Annotated in this window: 16 protein-coding genes; 1 reads left to right on the top strand and 15 read right to left on the bottom strand. The window is 66.6% G+C overall.

Annotated features, from left to right (window positions below; all coding sequences use genetic code 11):
* Nucleotides 1-3: 3 nt before the first annotated feature.
* From GZ092_RS19390 to GZ092_RS19345, 10 genes are all read right to left on the bottom strand, one after another.
* Nucleotides 4-3,039, bottom strand: coding sequence for a cation-translocating P-type ATPase (locus GZ092_RS19390; protein WP_293638781.1), 3,036 nt, complete (start codon nt 3,037-3,039; stop codon nt 4-6).
* Between the two features lie 217 nt (nt 3,040-3,256).
* Nucleotides 3,257-4,078 (bottom strand): cation diffusion facilitator family transporter, encoded by an 822-nt coding sequence (locus GZ092_RS19385; RefSeq protein ID WP_363254653.1) that lies wholly within the window; start codon nt 4,076-4,078, stop codon nt 3,257-3,259.
* Nucleotides 4,079-4,267: 189 nt separating this feature from the next.
* The gene (locus GZ092_RS19380) at nt 4,268-4,501 is read right to left on the bottom strand and encodes a DUF2789 domain-containing protein (RefSeq protein WP_293638780.1); all 234 of its coding nucleotides are present in this window, start codon (nt 4,499-4,501) and stop codon (nt 4,268-4,270) included.
* 94 nt (nt 4,502-4,595) lie between these two features.
* The gene (locus GZ092_RS19375) at nt 4,596-5,183 is read right to left on the bottom strand and encodes a hypothetical protein (protein WP_293638778.1); all 588 of its coding nucleotides are present in this window, start codon (nt 5,181-5,183) and stop codon (nt 4,596-4,598) included.
* Between the two features lie 57 nt (nt 5,184-5,240).
* Nucleotides 5,241-5,480 (bottom strand): thioredoxin family protein, encoded by a 240-nt coding sequence (locus tag GZ092_RS19370; protein ID WP_293638776.1) that lies wholly within the window; start codon nt 5,478-5,480, stop codon nt 5,241-5,243.
* 56 nt (nt 5,481-5,536) lie between these two features.
* Complete coding sequence (locus tag GZ092_RS19365; protein ID WP_293638774.1) at nt 5,537-6,583, bottom strand: permease; 1,047 nt, start codon at nt 6,581-6,583, stop codon at nt 5,537-5,539.
* A gap of 168 nt (nt 6,584-6,751) precedes the next feature.
* Nucleotides 6,752-7,276 carry a sigma-70 family RNA polymerase sigma factor gene (locus tag GZ092_RS19360; protein ID WP_293638772.1) on the bottom strand — a complete coding sequence of 175 codons (525 nt, stop codon included), beginning with the start codon at nt 7,274-7,276 and terminating at the stop codon, nt 6,752-6,754.
* A gap of 9 nt (nt 7,277-7,285) precedes the next feature.
* On the bottom strand, nt 7,286-7,864 hold the full coding sequence (gene ddpX / locus GZ092_RS19355; protein ID WP_293638770.1) for a D-alanyl-D-alanine dipeptidase: 579 nt from the start codon (nt 7,862-7,864) through the stop codon (nt 7,286-7,288).
* A 23-nt stretch (nt 7,865-7,887) separates the two neighbouring features.
* The gene (locus tag GZ092_RS19350; RefSeq protein ID WP_293638768.1) at nt 7,888-8,601 is read right to left on the bottom strand and encodes a YebC/PmpR family DNA-binding transcriptional regulator; all 714 of its coding nucleotides are present in this window, start codon (nt 8,599-8,601) and stop codon (nt 7,888-7,890) included.
* 319 nt (nt 8,602-8,920) lie between these two features.
* Nucleotides 8,921-10,918 carry a PAS domain S-box protein gene (locus GZ092_RS19345; RefSeq protein WP_293638767.1) on the bottom strand — a complete coding sequence of 666 codons (1,998 nt, stop codon included), beginning with the start codon at nt 10,916-10,918 and terminating at the stop codon, nt 8,921-8,923.
* A 315-nt stretch (nt 10,919-11,233) separates the two neighbouring features.
* On the opposite strand from GZ092_RS19345, the gene GZ092_RS19340 reads away from it, so the two are divergent.
* On the top strand, nt 11,234-11,545 hold the full coding sequence (locus GZ092_RS19340; protein ID WP_293638766.1) for a hypothetical protein: 312 nt from the start codon (nt 11,234-11,236) through the stop codon (nt 11,543-11,545).
* Between the two features lie 360 nt (nt 11,546-11,905).
* Here the strand turns inward: GZ092_RS19340 and GZ092_RS19335 are convergent, their stop codons facing one another.
* The 5 genes from GZ092_RS19335 to GZ092_RS19315 form a co-directional block, all read right to left on the bottom strand.
* A complete protein-coding gene (locus tag GZ092_RS19335) occupies nt 11,906-12,421 on the bottom strand; it encodes a hypothetical protein (protein ID WP_293638765.1) in 516 nt (171 codons plus the stop codon).
* 100 nt (nt 12,422-12,521) lie between these two features.
* On the bottom strand, nt 12,522-13,730 hold the full coding sequence (locus tag GZ092_RS19330; RefSeq protein WP_293638764.1) for an ABC transporter permease: 1,209 nt from the start codon (nt 13,728-13,730) through the stop codon (nt 12,522-12,524).
* Complete coding sequence (locus GZ092_RS19325) at nt 13,730-14,497, bottom strand: ABC transporter ATP-binding protein (protein ID WP_293638763.1); 768 nt, start codon at nt 14,495-14,497, stop codon at nt 13,730-13,732. Before GZ092_RS19325 ends, GZ092_RS19330 begins: the two co-directional genes overlap by 1 nt.
* The gene (locus GZ092_RS19320; RefSeq protein ID WP_293638762.1) at nt 14,494-15,837 is read right to left on the bottom strand and encodes an efflux RND transporter periplasmic adaptor subunit; all 1,344 of its coding nucleotides are present in this window, start codon (nt 15,835-15,837) and stop codon (nt 14,494-14,496) included. The genes GZ092_RS19325 and GZ092_RS19320 overlap by 4 nt, the downstream gene beginning before the upstream one ends.
* 74 nt (nt 15,838-15,911) lie before the next feature.
* Nucleotides 15,912-16,438 (bottom strand): TolC family protein (locus tag GZ092_RS19315; protein WP_293638761.1); only part of this gene is annotated, 527 nt, incomplete at its 5' end.

Below are 16,438 nucleotides of genomic sequence, written 5' to 3'. Positions count from 1 at the left end.
TGCTTATGCGCCCAGGACCCCGAAGCGCCAGCCCGCGCGCCGCACACCCTCCAGCCAGAGGATGCACAGTGCCAGCAGTGCGGCGGCGGCCGCCAGACCTGCCGGACCGGGCAGGACCAGGCCCATGAGCTGGCGCATCCAGGGCAGGCCCAGCACCACCGCCAGCAGCAGGCCCATGGCGATGACCATGCGCCACAGCAAGGGATTGGCATCCGTCATGCCCCGAAGGACCGAGCGATGCAGATTGCGGTTGGCCAATATCAGCAGCATGACGCTGGCCATCAGCGTGCTGAACACCACGCTGCGGCCTTGTGCGGCGCTCCAGCCTTGCGCGGTCAGCCAGGCCTGGCCGGCCAGCAGCAAGGCCGCGATGCCCAGGCCCTGCAGCACTGCAAACCCAAGCGGTGCCGCACCAAAGGGTGAATCCGACACCGGGCGCGGCGGGCGCTCCATCAGGCCCTCGGCCTCCGGTTCGGCTTCAAGAACGATGGAGCAGGCCGGGTCGATCAGCAACTGCAGCAGCACGATATGCACCGGCATCAGGAGCACCGGCCACTGCAGCAGCGTCGGCACCAGCGCCAGCGCAATGACCGGCACATGCACGGCAAAGGTGAAGCGCGTGGCCTTGCGCAGGTTGTCGTCGATGCGCCGGCCCTGGCGGATGGCGGCGACGATGCGGGCAAAGCTGTCGTCGAGCAATACCAGCGCAGCCGCTTCCCGTGCCACGTCGGTGCCGCGCTCGCCCATGGCGATGCCGATGTCGGCGGCCTTGAGCGCGGGTGCGTCGTTCACGCCGTCGCCGGTCATGGCCACCACCTCGCCGCCGGCCTGCAGCACCTGCACCAGGCGCAGCTTGTGTGCTGGCTGCAGGCGCGCGCACAGATCCGCATGGCGCAGCCGCTGGCGCAGGGCGGCATCGTCCAGCGCGGCGATTTCCGCGCCGGTGATGACTTCGGGACGCTCCGACAGGCCGACCTGGCGGGCAATGGCGCGGGCCGTGGCCGGATGGTCGCCGGTCAGCATGATGACGCGCACGCCGGCGCGCCGGCATTCGGCCAGCGCCGCCGCCACCTCGGGACGCGGCGGGTCGGCCAGCCCGAGCAGGCCGAGGAATTCGAAATCGAAGTCATGCTGGCTTTTCGGCCAGTCGGGCTCGGTGCCGGGCCCGGCGGGCGCGCCGGTCCAGCGGCCGCGCGCCACACCCAGCACCCGCAGGCCGCGCTCGGCCATGGCCTCGACCTGCTGCTGGATGGTTGCGCGCCGGGCGGCGGGAAGGTGGCACAGGTCGGCCACGGCTTCGGGCGCGCCCTTGGTGGCCAGCAGATGCTGCGCAGGCGCGCTGCTGGCAAACACCCGCGTCATCGCCAGGATTTCGCCCGACAGCGCGTATTCAAATTCGGGTTCGCGGCCGTCATGCACATGCTCGGTGCCGGCCAGCCAGTCATGGCCGAAGCGCTGGATGGCCTTTTCCATCGGGTCGAACGGGTCGCCCGGTGTCGCCAGCATGGCGAATTCGGTCAGCAGGTGGAAGGTTTCCGGCAGTTCGCTGGCGCCGCCGGGCGTGAAGCGGGCGCTGCCGGTGTCCAGTTCGGCGACTTCCATGCGGTTCATGGTCAGCGTGCCCGTCTTGTCCACCGCCAGCACGGTGATGGCGCCCAGCGCCTCGACCGCCGACATGCGCCGGGTCAGCACCTTTTGCTTCGAGATGCGCCAGGCGCCCAGCGCCAGGAACACCGTCAGGATGACCGGAATTTCCTCGGGCAGGATGGCCATCGCCAGCGCGATGCCGGACAGGATGCTTTCCAGCAGCGGCCGGCCGTTCCACCACCAGCCGAGCAGCACCTGCGCGCCGGCCAGCAGAAGCGCCGCCGCGCCCAGTCGCCGCACCAGCTGGCGCGACGCGCGCTGCAGGGCCGACGGCGGCTCGGTGGTCCTGGCCAGGTCGGCGCCAATGCGGCCGACGGCAGTGGCGCCGGCCGTGGCCAGCACTTCGGCCAGGCCGACGCCCCGCGTCACGACAGTGCTGGCGTAAAGAGCCCCCACGCTTGTCGCTTCGCGTACTGCGCTGCCCCCCGAGGGGGCCGCTGCGCCTGCGGCCCGGCGAAGCCGGTTCCGCGGCCCGTGCTGGTTGGGAGATGCCGGCTCTTCGCTGGGGGTATCCGCAGTTTCTGCTTCTGGCGTCTTGGCCACCGGCACCGATTCGCCGGTCAGCAGCGATTCGTCCACCTCCAGCTGGCCGTCGAAAAGCCGGGCATCGGCGGCGATGCGGTCGCCCTCGTGGAGCACCAGCACGTCGCCGCGCACCACGCCGGCGCCGGCGATGCGCTGCTCCTGCCCGTCCCGGATGACCAGCGCGCGCGGCGCCGACAGTTCGCGCAGCGACTCCAGCGCGCGCTGCGTCTTGCGCTCCTGCGCCAGCGTGATGCCGATGACGACAAACACGAAGCCGAGCAGGAACAGCGCCTCGGCCGGGTCGCCCAGCGCCAGGTAAATGCCGCCGGCGGCCAGCAGCATCAGGAACATCGGCTCCATGACGACCTTGAGCACGATGGCCAGGCCTGACTTGGGTGCGCTGCCGGGCAGCAGGTTGGCGCCTTCAGCAGCCAGCCGCAGCGCGGCTTCGGCGGCGCTCAGCCCGCACGGTGGCGACGCAGCCGGGAAGGGCTGGGCCGCTGTGGGCGCTGGCGCGCCGCCGAACACCAGGGTCCGGATGTGCGCCCATTGCGTTTCGGTGGGCAGGGCAGGGTCTTTCATGTCAAGGGCTGCCTGCTGGTCCAGCCGGCCTGCGGCGTCAAACACCAGCCAGCTGCAGGTTTCGTTGACGACGGCCTGCGCTTTTGAGCCAGACAGGCGCAGATACCAGTCCACCAAAAGTAAACGCTGCCCTGCCCATTCGGGCGCAGTGGCCTGGTGGCGCACGAGCGCGACGTAGCGGTCATGCGCCAGAAGCTGCACGCGGCCTTCGCCTCCCAGAAGAAACAGCCGGGTTTCATGCGCCGCCAGCGGCGCTTGGCGACAGGGTTCGTGCGGTGCGGTCATGGGCGTGTTGTCCTGGGTGCGCCGGCGTCAGGCCGGGCCGCGAATGAATGATCCTGGCGCAAAAGCCGTTGGACCGGCCATCAAGGGAGGCAATGAATTGGGCATTTTTTGCTACTGTATCAATAGCTGTAAACACACGTGCAATATGCGAAAACAACGGTTTAAGCGTTAAAAAATATTTTCCTGGTCAGGATGAATGACGCTGGCACCTGAAGGCTTAGCTGCAGCCTGCGCCCGTGCGCAGCGCGCAGTGCCGGGCATAGGCGGCAGACTCGACCTGCAAGGTGACATGCCGTATCTCGAAGTGTTCATGCAGCGCGTGTTCTGCCGCCTCCAGCACCGCGTCGCTGTCGGCACCGGCGCCGGACAGCACCAGGTGCGCTGTCAGCGCAGTTTGCGAGGTGCCCATGGCCCAGACATGCAGGTCATGCACATCGGCCACGCCCGGCAGGCCCAGCAGCCGCTGGCGCACCCTGGCCAGGTCAACCTGGTCGGGCACGCCATCAAACAGCATGTGCAGCGACTGCCTGAACAAGTCCCAGGTGCCTGCCACGATGACCACCGCAATCGCCAGGCTCATCACCGGGTCGATCCAGGCCCAGCCCTGCCACAGGTACAGCGCGCCGCCCAGCACCACGCCCAGCGACACCAGCGCATCGGCCGCCATGTGCAGGAAGGCGCCGCGAATGTTCAGGTCGCCCTTTCGACCGCGCATGAACAGCAGCGCCGTGGCGGTGTTGACGGCGATGCCGACGCTGGCCACGGCGATGATGGTCCAGCCTTCGGTCGCCTCGGGCGTTCCGAGCCGGCCGATGGCTTCCCAGGCCAGCGAGCCCATGGCCACCAGCAGCAGCAAGGCATTGAGGAAGGCTGCCAGGATGGACGCCCGCTGCCAGCCGTAGGTGTGGCGCGCATCGGGCCGCAGCCGCCCGGCCAGCGCGCCGCCCCAGGCCAGCACCAGCCCGGCCACGTCGCTCAGGTTGTGGCCGCAGCGCCAGCGAATTGATCTTCCAGCCGTACCAGGCCTCGACGCCGACAAAGGCGATGTTCAGCGCAATGCCGATGGCAAAGGCGCGGTTGAAATTTTCCGGCGCATGGCCGTGGCCGTGGTCGTGGTCGTGTCCGGCGCTCATGGCGCCTGCTCGATGTCCATCGGTGGTTCTTTCGATGCGGTGGTGGAACGCAGGCCGCAGCACCGCCTTGCGGCAGGCGCGGCCTGGCGTGCGGTTCAGCCGCGAAGCGCCAGGTTCAGCTGGTCCACCTGTTCTGCCCAGTCGGCGTCGTCGAGCTTTTCTTCTCTCAGGAACGCCGCCTGCGAATCCGTCCAGAACGGCGCGTCGGCCAGCTCGATGTCGTTTCTCAGCGGCGAATGCGAGGCAATGAATTGCCGGATGGCCGTTTCGTCGGCGGGCAGGCCGAGTTGCGCAAACAGTTCGCTGAATGGATGAATAGGTTGGTCCATGAAAATCCTTCAAGTGGTTTGAAAAGTTGGCAGCACCGGATCGAGCCCCAAAGCGGGCAGGAGCCGGATTCTAAGCAAAGCCCGGGCCGGCCGCTTATTTCTCCTGGCCCAGCGCCACCCTGAATTCTTCGAGCTTCGCCTCATAGGCCTCGGCCTCGCCGTATTCCAGAAAGCGGTGGTAGCGCGCGTGTGTTCCCAGTATCTTGTGCGCGTGCTTGATGGGGCAAAAATACTGCTCGGTACGCGCCAGGATTTCGCTCATGTAGGCCATCAGGCCATTGCCGTATTCGCAATAGGTGCAGTGGAATTTCTCGATGGCGTTGAGGTAGCCCAGGTGCCGCCGGTCAAACACCAGGTAGTCGCCGCGCCGCACCCGCGCAATGCCGTAGATCGGAAAGCACGCCCACTGGTAAAAGCTCACGCAGGCGTCCAGCATCAGCAGCGGAAAGATCATGCCGTAGATCAGCGGCCCGGTCAGCAGGTTTTGCGGCCGGTCCCTGACCAGCCAGCGCAGCACGCCGGTCTTGAGCTTGCGGTGCGCGTCGCGGGCCGACTTTTCAAACTCGACGCGCTTGCCCTTGATCTGGAAAAACACGCGGCTTTCCTGTTGGTGGACTGCCGTGCGCAGCTCGTCTTCAAGCGCGGCCATCTGCGACAGTAACTGGTTGATTTTCTCGTTCATGCGTTGCAGCATACGCCAGGATTTTCGCGTCCAGGGTTGCCGCGCGGCGCGAACCGTTCAGGCCTGGACCGTCAGCCACTGCGCGATCTTCTCGCGGCTGGGCACGCCGCCGGCATGCACCACCTTGCCGTTGATGACAACGCCGGGCGTGGACATGACGCCGTAGCCCATGATGTCGCGCAGTTCCTGGACTTTTTCCAGCTTGATGGCCACGCCCTGGGTTTGGGCGACCTCCTCGATCAGCGCAATCGTGGTCTTGCATTTGGCACAGCCCGTGCCGAGTACCTTGATGTCCATGGGTTTTTCTTTCGATGGTTGAGGAAACTGGAGTGACGTGGCGCGGGCGTTGGCGCCTACAGCACGGCATTGAACACAAAGCCGACCAGCAGGATGCCGGTAGCCACCACGCCGACGAAGGTCGCCATCAGCCGCAGCTTGAGCACCTTGCGCAGGATGATCATCTCGGGCAGCGACAGCGCAATCACGCTCATCATGAAGGCCAGCACCGTGCCCAGCGCAGCGCCCTTGGCCAGCAGCGCCTGCACGATGGGAATCACGCCGGCCGCGTTGGTGTACATCGGCACGCCCATCAGCACGGCCAGCGGCACCGACCACCAGGCCTCCTTGCCCATGAAGCTGGCCATGAAGTCCTCGGGCACATAACCGTGGATCAGCGCGCCCAGCGCAATGCCGCCCAGGATGTAGGGCCAGACCTTGCCGACGATCTCGCGCACGGCAGCAAAACCGGCCTGCACGCGGTCGGCCAGCGTCGTGCCGGCGTCTTCAAACTGCGCAGAAGTCTTGGGCATGTCCTGCACCCAGTCTTCCAGATAAGCCTGCATCTTCAGGCGGCCAATGACCCAGCCCGCCACGATGGCCACGCTCAGCCCCAGGCCCAGGTAGAGCAGCGCGACCTTCCAGCCGAACATGCCGAACAGCAGCGTCAGCGCCACCTCGTTGACCATGGGCGCCGAGATCAAAAACGAAAACGTCACGCCCAGCGGCACGCCCGCCTGCACAAAACCGATGAACAGCGGCACCGCCGAGCATGAGCAAAACGGCGTGACGATGCCCAGCGACGCGGCCATGACGTTGGCCACGCCTTCGCTGCGCCCGGCCAGCAGCGCGCGGGTGCGCTCGGGCGTGAAGTAGCTGTTGACCATGCCCATGACGAACACCACGCCGGTCAGCAGCATCAGCACCTTGGGCGTGTCGTACAGAAAGAACTGCAGCGCGCCGCCCAGGTGGCTGGCGCGATCCACCGGCAGGGCCGCGACCAGCGCTTCGGACGCAGGCGCCAGTGCCTGGTAAATGCCCCACCAGACGGCGGCGGCCAGGGCCAGGAAAACGGCGGGCTGGCGCACCGGCCAGCGCTGAAGGGATGAAGTGACAGTGTTCATGCCTGTGAAGACGAAGCGGCCGCGCAAAAGACGCAGGAAAGCAGAAAATTTTTTGCGGCAAGCCGGCGCCTGCAACCGGGTGCGTGATACCTGGCAGGGCCGGTTTATAAAAATAAAAAGGCTTTTGCGCAAGCTGGGCATGCGCAGGCAGCTATTAAAAACAGAGCGTCATGGGCGCGGCACAAAGTCTGTCACATGGCCCGCCCCGTCCAGCCGCACCTGGCAGGCTTGCGTCATGCGGGTTTTCAGCCGCTGGCGTGCGCGTTGCAGGCGCGACTTGGCCGCGCTCAGGCCGAGGCCGCTGGCCTTGGCGAATTCCGCCTGCGGCATGCCCTGCAGGTCGCAGCAGGTGATCGCCTCGCGGTCTTCGGCGCTCAACTCCGACAGCACGCGCGGCAAGCAAGCCGTCAACTGGTCCACCGTGTCGATGTCTTGTGCCTGCGCCGGCACATCCTCGGGCAGCTCGATCGTCTCGCGTGTCACGCGCAGGCGGTCGGCCAGCAGGTTGCGCGCGACCTCGAACAGCCAGGCCCGGGCGTTGTCGACCGAGCAAAAGCGTTCGCCCTGACGCAGGGCTTTGAGGAACAAGTCCTGCAGCAGATCGTCAGCTTCAATCGGGTTTCGCAGGCGGTGGCGCATCCAGTGGCGCAACTCGGGCTCGTGCGCCTGCCAGGCGGTGGTCAGGCAGTGCATGGCCGGGATTCAGGCGGGGTGGCTGGCATGCAGGCAGGGCATGAATTCATGGCTGTCGATCAGGGGAAAGCGGTGCGCGTCCGGCAGCTGGTAATGCCACCATTCGCGCGGATGGTGCACGAAGCCGGCTTCAAGCATCACCGTCAGCAGCCGCATGCGGTTGACCTGGACGGCCGCCGGATGGCCGGCGTGAAAATGGTGCGACGCCGGGCTCATGGTGTCCACCGGCGTGCCCATGTCAAGCGCCTGGCCGTCGGCGCCGACCAGCGTCAGGTCGATGGCGACGCCGCGCGTATGGTTCGAGCCCTTTTTCGGGTCGGCGATGTAGTCCGGGTTGGGCGCCACGGCCCAGAGCGCTTCCTGTGCCTCCTGCGGCCGGAAGGCGTCGAGGATCTTCAGCCGGAGGCCGAAACCCCGGGCCGCCGCGATGGCCTGGCGCAAGCCGGCCTCGGCCTGCGGATGCAGAAAGCACAGCGGGTGGTCGTAGATGACCTGGCCGGTGAAGTTGTTCTCGCCGGCGTACATCAGGTCGATCAGCACCTCATGGTTCTGCTCGGTGATCTGGACCAGATGGGGCGGATTTCGCATGGGGGACGAAGAAAAACGCCTGCTCAGCCGGCCAGGCCGACGTACACGTTCTGCACGTCGTCGTTGGCGTCGATGGCGGCCAGAAAAGCCTCGACCTCGTGCAGGTCGCCATCGCTCAGGGATGCCGGATTGACCGGGTTTTTCGGCTTGTAGCCGAGCTTGGCGGTCAGCACGGTGAAGCCCTGCGCGGGCAGCGCGCGGCTGACCAGGTCCAGGTCGGCAGGGTCGGTCAGGAACAGCGTCGTGCCTTCGTCATGGCCCGGCTCGAAGTCCTGCGCGCCGGCCTCGATGGCCGCCAGTTCCGGGTCGGCGCCGGCCGCCAGCGGCTCGGCCTCGATCATGCCCATGTGGTCGAAATCCCAGGCCACCGAGCCGGCGCTGCCCAGTTGCCCCTTGCGGAACAGCACGCGCATCTCGGACGCGGTGCGGTTGACGTTGTCGGTCAGGCATTCGACCATCAGCGGCACCTGATGCGGCGCAAAGCCTTCATAGATGACGTGGTCGAAATGCACCGTCTCGCCGGTCAGCCCGGCGCCTTTCTTGATGGCACGGTCCAGCGTTTCCTTGGGCATCGAGAGTTTTCTGGCCTGCTCGACCACCAGCCGCAGGCGCGCGTTCGACGCCGGGTCGGCACCGCTGCGCGCCGCGATCATGATGTCCTTGGACAGTTTTCCAAATACCCGGCCCCTGGCATTTGCGGCCAGGTCCTTGCCTTTTGCTTTCCATTGCGCGCCCATGACTGGTGTTCCTCGAGGTTGTCGCGCTCTGCGGCGACGGGGGTTGTTTCAGGGGTCCCGGGCATGCGCGCCGCCATCAAAAGGCAGGGTGCGTGACCGAGGGGGATTACGTTATACACCCAGGGATGGCTGTTCCCCGGGGCGCTGAACGGGCCCTGTGCTGGCGGCCACCGGCCCGTTGCATCAACGGCCGAACGGCTTTACCCCCGGATTTGGCATGCATAAAGGATTTTACGCATTGCCGGCGGGCATAGATTGCTATTATTTTTGTAGTGGGTCAACAGTTCCGGCCTGTCCCGGGGCCCGCAACGCCCCGGGTTCAGCCGCCGGGCGCGGCCTGTGGCGGACTGGCGGCAGGAACCGGCGGGCCCCCCAGCAGGCGGTCCAGCAAGGCCACCAGCTTGTCAACATCGACCGGCTTGGTCAGGTGGTCGTAAAAGCCGGCCTGCAAACTCGCTTCGATGTCGCCTGGCTGGCCGTAGCCGGTGATGGCGATCAGCGGCGGCGGGTTGGCCACCTCAGCGCGTATCCTGCGGGCGACTTCGATCCCGCTGATGCCCGGCAGGCCGATGTCCAGCAATACCAGGTCAGGCGAGCCGGCCTTGACGGCCTCGACCCCGGCCAGGCCGTCATGCGCCATGCTGGCGACATAACCCAGCGCATCGAGCAGCATGGCCATGGTTTCGGCCGCATCGCGGTTGTCGTCGACCACCAGCACCCGCTTGCCGGTGAAGGGCTCGGCGACCTTGTCCGCCGCAGGTACAGGTACAGGTGCAGGTGCAGGTGCAGGTGCAGGTGCAGGTGCAGCCGGCAGCCGGATCACGAATTCGGTGCCCTCGCCATCGATGCCCTTGCTGAAGACGCTGACTTCTCCGCCATGCAGCACCACCAGTTGCTGGACCAGGCTGAGCCCCAGGCCCAGCCCGCCCTGCGACCGCGCCATGTCCTGCTCGCCCTGGAAAAACAGCTCGAACACTTTTTGCAGGCAATGCGGCGGGATGCCCGGCCCGTTGTCGATCACCCGAACCTCCGTGCTGGCAGGCATGGCTTCGATGCGAACGCTGATCCGGCCTGCGGCGGGCGTGAACTTGGCGGCGTTGCCGATCAGGTTGGACAGGATCTGGACGATGCGCGCATGGTCGCCAAGGACCCACGGATCGTCCGTGGTGTGAATGTCCAGTACATGCGATTTGCCGTCGATCAGCGGCCGCACGGCCTCGATTGCTTCGTGCAGCGCCTCCATGAAGTGCACCGGCCTGGCTTCCAGCTGAATCTTGCCGCTGGTGATGCGGCCAACGTCGAGCAGGTCATCGACCAGCCGGTTCAGCTGCCTGAGCTGGCGGCCAATGATCTCGCGCGTGGCGCGCAAGGCCTGGGACTCACTGTTCTCCTGCTCCAGCAGCGCCACGGCGTTGGAAATGGGCGCCAGGGGGTTGCGCAGTTCGTGCCCCAGCATCGCCAGGAAGTTCGTGATGCGCCGGCCTTCGTCCTCCAGCGCGGTGACCCGGCGCCGTTCGGTCAGGTCGCGCGTGACCTTGGCAAATCCCCGGTGGCGTCCGGCGTCGTCGTTCAGCGACGTGATGACGACGTTGGCCCAGAACCGGCTGCCGTCCTTGCGGATTCGCCAGCCCTCGTCCTCGAAGCGCCCGTCCTGCCGCGCAATCCGCAGCTCCTCGTCAGGCCAGCCCGGCGCGACATCGGCCGGGTAGAACACCGAGAAGTGCTGGCCGATGATTTCTGCCGCTGCATAGCCCTTGTTCTTCTGCGCGCCGGCATTCCAGCTCACGACATGGCCGCCGGGGTCGAGCATGAAAATCGCGTAGTCCTGCACACGCTCGACCAGCAGGCGAAAGCGCTCTTCGCTCAGGCGAAGCAGCTCTTGCTGGCGCCGCCGCTCGCTCAGGTCCCGGGTGATTTTGGAAAAGCCTGTCAATTCACCGTTCGGCCCGGTGATCCGGGTGAGGATGATGTTGGCCCAGAAGCGCGTGCCGTCCTTGCGCAGGCGCCAGCCCTCGTCCTCGAAGATGCCCGTTTCACGGGCTACATTCAAGCCGTGTTCAGGCGCGTTGCGGTCGATCTGTTCCTGCGGGTAAAACAGGGCGATGTGCCGGCCCAGCACTTCGCCGGCTTCGTAGCCCTTCATCTTCTGCGCGCCCCGGTTCCAGCTCAGGATCATGCCGTCCGGGTCCAGCAGGAAGATGGCGTAATCGGCAATCGACTCCACCATCAGCCGGTAGTCGGCATCGGTCACGTGCCTGCTGACCCGCGGTGCCTGCAGGTCATCGGAGGCCCGGTTTTTTTCAGGAGGGTTTGCCATACAGGACTCTTTCACGGGATCAACGGTTCTATGGGGCCGCCGGCTGCAGACCCTGCGTGGCTTGATGGCCATGCAAGCGGTTCAGCCGCAGCTTGTGCAGTTGCAAATTGTGCCGGATAACGCCCATTCCGTGCGCTGGCTTGCGTGGCCGCAAGGCGGGGCGACCGGAACGCCTGGCAGGGAGTGAGGACTGAACTGTATGACTTGTCAGCCCAGGTTAAAGCGGTTGACTGCGCTCAGGCGCTGCCGCTTAATTTTCCGGTCGGCGTGACATGGGCCGACCCAACCCATCGAAACCAATCCCAGGAGACAAGCATGCCTGCAGCCATCGTCCAATATGTTTTCAAACCCAATCCCGGATGCGATATAGGCCAGCTCATGGGGCTGGTGAAGGAGGCCGCCACCCTGTGGCGAACCCATGGCGCCGAGGTTCGCCTGTGGAGCGTGCAGGTGGGCGAGGTCGGCAACCTGGCCTTCACTGCCGGGTTTGAATCGAGCGCCCAGCTCGGCGCCACCCTGGACAAGCTCAACAGCGACCCCGAGTTCGGCGCCTGGCGGGTGAAGAACATCAAGGCCGGTCTGGCCACATGGGTTCGCAGCAACCAGGCCTACGAAGTCCTGATCTGACCGGCCTGCCTGCGCCGTGCGGCCCCGCCGGGCCGCCGGTCGGCGAAGATTGCCGCTGCGCATGACGCGTTTCAGCACCGGATTCTTGAGCGTCACGCCCGGGGACCGCCGCAAGCTACCGATGCGATGTGCATAGCGGTCACCTGCTACAGCCATGAACGCGACCGGAAAACCGCTTTGGAAGCGGGCTTCCAGCCCGGCTTGGTCCAACCCGTCAATCCGGGTGGAGCTGCTGGTTGGCCTGGCCTTCAGCAAGGCACCGCCAGCCGTCTGCTGATCTGTATTCATGATGAAATCAGTCCTTTGCGCACTACCGGTGGGCGCGCAATGCTATGGTTTTTGGGGGCTGATGCGCTGGCGTCAAGTACCAAAGCCGTTGAGCCGGAAGAACAGCAGGCTTCTGGCGCGATTGAGAAAATCGCGCTCCACGAGCGATGGCAGGCCCTGGGGTTTCAGGTCGAAATGGCAAAGGCTGCCGGTCGGCCTGGTGTTGCCCTGCGACAGCGGCACGCCGTAAAAGGACGTCACCAGGCAGCGGTGGCCGTTTTCATTCAGGAACGCGTCGGTGGCCGAATCGGTCACGCCGAAGGGTTCGGACAGCGTGATGAACCGGCCCAGGCTTTCCGACGTCGCGATCGCGTTGAAGCGGGTTCCTGGCTGGCCCAGCTTGTCGTAAAGAAACACGGCCCGCTGCATCGGCCCCTGGAATTTGTAGATAGCCGTGAAGCGATGTTCTATGCGGCTGTTCAGGTACTTGAGCGCGCCCATGATGCCGCCGTCATCGAGCTGGCTCTTCAGCACCGCCAGGCCATGGTTCAGCCCTGAAAGTGTTGAAAGTTTCAGAAATGATGGGTCTGTATCAAAATTACTCGGCATTCAACTATTTTCGATAACTTGAACCCCGGGGCGTGTAGGACCGGGGCCTCAAGGCCGGGCAGCGCGCAGCTTCAAACGCAGCGCACATCGCCCGCCGCGCTCACTCGTGCCGCAGCGCCTCGATCGGGTCCATGCGCGCGGCGCGGCGGGCCGGAAAATAGCCGAACAGCACGCCGATGCCGGCCGAAAACACAAACGACACAACATTGACCGTCGGATTGAATAAATAGGGTACCTGCATCAGCCTGGACAGTCCGATCGATGCGCCGGTGGCCAGCACGATGCCGATCAGCCCGCCCAGCGCCGCCAGCGCCACCGCTTCTATCAAAAACTGCAGCAGCACCTCGCGCTCGAGCGCGCCAATCGCCAGCCGCAGGCCGATCTCGCGGGTGCGCTCGGTCACGCTGACCAGCATGATGTTCATGATGCCGATGCCGCCCACCAGCAGGCTCACCGCCGCCACCGCGCCGAGCAGCATGGTCAGGACTCTTGTCGTGCCCGAGAGCGTGTCGGCCAGTTGCTTGGTGTCCAGCACGTTGAAGTTGTCCTCGTCGCTGTCGGCCAGCTTGCGGCGCTCGCGCAGCAGCTGGGTCAGGCTGGCTTTCACGCGGTTGGCGTCGCTGCCTTCCTTCATCGACACCAGCAGCGTGTTGACGCGGGTGTTGCCGGTGATGCGGCGCTGCAGCGTCTTGATCGGCAGCAGCACAGTGTCGTCCTGGTCGTTGCCGAAAGCGCCCTGGCCCTTGGACGCCAGCACGCCGATGATTTCGCAGGAAATCTGCTTGACGCGCAGCGGCTCGCCGATGGCCGGGCGCGTGCCAAACAGCTCGCGCCGCACGGTCTCGCCGATCAGGCAGACCGCCGCGCCGGCGCGCAGCTCGTCGCTGGAAAAAATCCGGCCGTCGCCGAGCTTCCAGTTGCCCGCGTCCAGCCAGGCGTTGGTGCTGCCGATGACGCTGCTGGTCCAGTTGCGGCCGTTGGCCACCAGCGTGCTGCTGGCGCGCGCTTCGGGCGCCACGGCCACAATGCCGCCGATCTGGCTGGCGATGGCGTCGGCATCGAGTTCGCTGAACGAAGGCGCGACGGCGCCGCCGCTGCCCGGCCCCATGCGCTGGCCGGGGCGCACCTGCAGCAGGTTGGTGCCCAGGCCGGAAATCTGGTTTTGCACCGCCAGCGTCGCGCCGTTGCCCAGCGTGACCATGGTGATGACGGCGCTGACGCCGATGACGATGCCCAGGATGGTCAGAAAGGAGCGCAGTAAATTGCGCCGGATCGAGCGCAGCGCCAGCAGCAGGGTGTTGAGCAGCATCAGCGTACCTCGGCCACGGGCGCGGCCACTGGCAGGGCAGCGCCGGGATGTTCCAGGCCGGCCGGGTGCGCGTTGCGCACATCGCTTTCCACCAGGCCATCGACAAAGCGCACCATGCGCCGGGCATAGGCGGCCATGTCGGGCTCGTGCGTGACCATCAGCACGGTGATGCCCTGGTCGGCATTCAGCCGCCACAGCAGCTCCATGATCTCGCGGCTGCGCTGGGTGTCGAGGTTGCCGGTCGGCTCGTCGGCCAGCAGCACCGCCGGGTTGGTGACGATGGCGCGGGCAATCGCCACGCGCTGCTGCTGCCCGCCCGACAACTCGGACGGCATGTGGTGTTCCCAGCCCTTCAGGCCCACCGAGTCCAGCGCGCGGGCGGCGGCCGTGTGGCGCGCAACGGCCGACTCGCCCCGGTAGAGCAGCGGCAATTCGACGTTTTCCTGCGCCGAGGTGCGCGCCAGCAGGTTGAAGCCCTGAAACACAAAGCCGAAGAACTGCCGCCGCAGCAGGGCGCGCTGGTCGCGCGAGAGCGACTCGACATGCACGCCCTGGAACAGGTATTCGCCCGACGTCGGCGTGTCCAGGCAGCCCAGCGTGTTCATGGCGGTCGATTTGCCCGACCCGCTCGGTCCCATGATGGCGACAAAATCGCCGGCTTCGATGTCCAGATCGACCCCTTTGAGCGCCAGCAGCGCGGTGGCGCCTTCGCCATACAGCTTGGTGATGCCGCGCAGGCGGATCAGCGGCAGGGCCGGCTCGCTCATGGTGCGGCTCCGGCGGCCTGCTGGTCGGTGATGACGGCCATGCCTTCTTGCAGTTCGGTGCTGCTGACTTCGGTCATGCGGCCGTCGCTGATGCCGGTTTTCACGGAAACGGCCGCGGCCTGGCCATCCTTGAGCACCCAGACCTGCCGCATGCCCGCAGCGGCAGCGCTGGTGTCGGCCGGCTTGCGCGCGCCGGGGCGCGGCATGCGCGGCATGAGTTTGGAAACAAAGCCGCCGCCGGACGCCGCCGCCGGGCTGCCGTCCTGCGCCGGCGTGAAGCGCAGCGCGGTGTTGGGCACCAGCAGCACGCCGCTGCGCTCGGTGGCAATGATGGTGGCCGCCGCCGTCATGCCGGGGCGCAGGCTCAGGTCGGTGTTGTCCACGTTCAGGTAGGTGATGTAGGTGACGACGTTGTCGGTCTTGGTCGAGCCGAAGGCGACGCGGGTCAGCAGGGCCGGGTAGCGGCGTGACGGGTAGGCGCTGACGGTGAAGCTGGCCTTCTGGCCGGCCTTGACCGAACCCACGTCGGCTTCGTCGACATTGACCTCCAGGCGCAGCTGCGTCAGGTCTTCGGCCACGGTGAACAGCGTCACCGCCTGCAGCGACGCGGCCACGGCATTGCCCGGGTCCACGGTGCGCGTCAGCACCACGCCGTCGATGGGCGAGCGGATCGACGCCTTGGACAGGTTGGTCACATCGGTCGAGACGGCGGCGCGGGCTTCGGCCACATTGGCGCGGGCGCTGGCTTCAGCCGCCACGGCGCGGTCCAGCATGGCGCGGGCGGTGTCGAGTTCGGCCGCCGACGGTACCTTGCCGCCCGAGAGGCGCGCGACTTCTTCAAAACGCGCCAGGCTGGCACGGGTTTCCCTGACCGTGGCGCTGCTTTGCGCCTGCTGCGCCTGCACGGCGGCCAGCGAGGCGCGCGAGCGCAGCACCTGGTCGGACAGCTTGGCAGTGTCGAGCTCGACCAGCACCTGGCCCTTCTTGATGCGGTCGTTGACATCGACCAGCACGCGTTTGACGGTGCCCGAGAGTTCGCTGCCGATGTTGACCGCGCGCGTTGGCTGCAGCGTGCCGTTGGCCAGCACATTGAGCGTGAGGTTGCCCTTGTGGACGGTTTCGGTCACATAGCGCGGCAAGGCGCTGGCTTTTTGCCCGGCCTGCCAGTACGCCAGGCCGGCCAGCAGCGCCACGAGCAGCGCGCCGGCGATCCAGGGCGCGGGACGCCGCCACCAGGGCCGCGCCTGGTCCTGGTTCAACAGGGCCTGGAGGTCTGCCGCCGACGGCGTGGACGGCGCGGCGGGCGAGGGCGAAGCGGGAAGGGGCTTGGGGGTGTTCATGGCGTGGCGAATAACGTCGGAAAAGGTGTGCGTGATGAGGGCAAAGGGGGACAAAAGAGTCAGCCGGGCGCGGCTCAGGCCGGCGGCTGGGGCGATTCCAGCGCGCGCGTCCAGCCGCCGCCCAGCGCCTTGTACAGCCGCACATGGTCGGCGCTCAGGCTGGCGCGGGTGCTTTCCACGCTGTCCTGCGTCAAGAGCAGCGTGCGCTGCGTTTCCAGCACCGCGCGAAAGTCGATCAGCCCGCTGGCATAGCGCTGGCGCGCCAGCAGGTCTGCATTCCCCGCCGCGCCGGCCGCTGCCTGCAGCCGGGCCAGCCGCTCGCGGTTGCCCTGCAGCGACACCAGCGCGTCTTCGACGTCTTTCAGCGCGACCAGCACCGTGGCTTCGTAATTCAGCCGTGCCTGTTCCAGCGTGGCCTGCTGCACTCGCACCTGCGCCCGCGCTGCACCGCCGTCAAACAGCGGCACCGACACACTGGCCAGCAGCGCATTGGCGACCGACGCGCCGCCGCTCAACGTTCCCAGTGTCAGCGCGCGCAGGCCGAGCGAGCCGCTGAGCTGAAAGCCGGGGTAGCGCGCCGCATCGGCCTGCGCCACGCGGG

The organism is Polaromonas sp. (assembly GCF_010365105.1).
Taxonomy (GTDB): domain Bacteria; phylum Pseudomonadota; class Gammaproteobacteria; order Burkholderiales; family Burkholderiaceae_C; genus Polaromonas.
Note: the sequence above shows the minus strand (reverse complement) of the source record. Positions and strands in the feature narration are given on the sequence as shown.

Coding starts and splice junctions, on each gene's coding strand:
- GZ092_RS19390 (WP_293638781.1), bottom strand. CDS start 3,039: ATGACCGCACCGCACGAACCCTGTCGCCAAGCGCCGCTGGCGGCGCAT.
- GZ092_RS19380 (WP_293638780.1), bottom strand. CDS start 4,501: ATGGACCAACCTATTCATCCATTCAGCGAACTGTTTGCGCAACTCGGC.
- GZ092_RS19375 (WP_293638778.1), bottom strand. CDS start 5,183: ATGAACGAGAAAATCAACCAGTTACTGTCGCAGATGGCCGCGCTTGAA.
- GZ092_RS19370 (WP_293638776.1), bottom strand. CDS start 5,480: ATGGACATCAAGGTACTCGGCACGGGCTGTGCCAAATGCAAGACCACG.
- GZ092_RS19365 (WP_293638774.1), bottom strand. CDS start 6,583: ATGAACACTGTCACTTCATCCCTTCAGCGCTGGCCGGTGCGCCAGCCC.
- GZ092_RS19360 (WP_293638772.1), bottom strand. CDS start 7,276: ATGCACTGCCTGACCACCGCCTGGCAGGCGCACGAGCCCGAGTTGCGC.
- ddpX (WP_293638770.1), bottom strand. CDS start 7,864: ATGCGAAATCCGCCCCATCTGGTCCAGATCACCGAGCAGAACCATGAG.
- GZ092_RS19350 (WP_293638768.1), bottom strand. CDS start 8,601: ATGGGCGCGCAATGGAAAGCAAAAGGCAAGGACCTGGCCGCAAATGCC.
- GZ092_RS19345 (WP_293638767.1), bottom strand. CDS start 10,918: ATGGCAAACCCTCCTGAAAAAAACCGGGCCTCCGATGACCTGCAGGCA.
- GZ092_RS19340 (WP_293638766.1), top strand. CDS start 11,234: ATGCCTGCAGCCATCGTCCAATATGTTTTCAAACCCAATCCCGGATGC.
- GZ092_RS19335 (WP_293638765.1), bottom strand. CDS start 12,421: ATGCCGAGTAATTTTGATACAGACCCATCATTTCTGAAACTTTCAACA.
- GZ092_RS19330 (WP_293638764.1), bottom strand. CDS start 13,730: ATGCTGCTCAACACCCTGCTGCTGGCGCTGCGCTCGATCCGGCGCAAT.
- GZ092_RS19325 (WP_293638763.1), bottom strand. CDS start 14,497: ATGAGCGAGCCGGCCCTGCCGCTGATCCGCCTGCGCGGCATCACCAAG.
- GZ092_RS19320 (WP_293638762.1), bottom strand. CDS start 15,837: ATGAACACCCCCAAGCCCCTTCCCGCTTCGCCCTCGCCCGCCGCGCCG.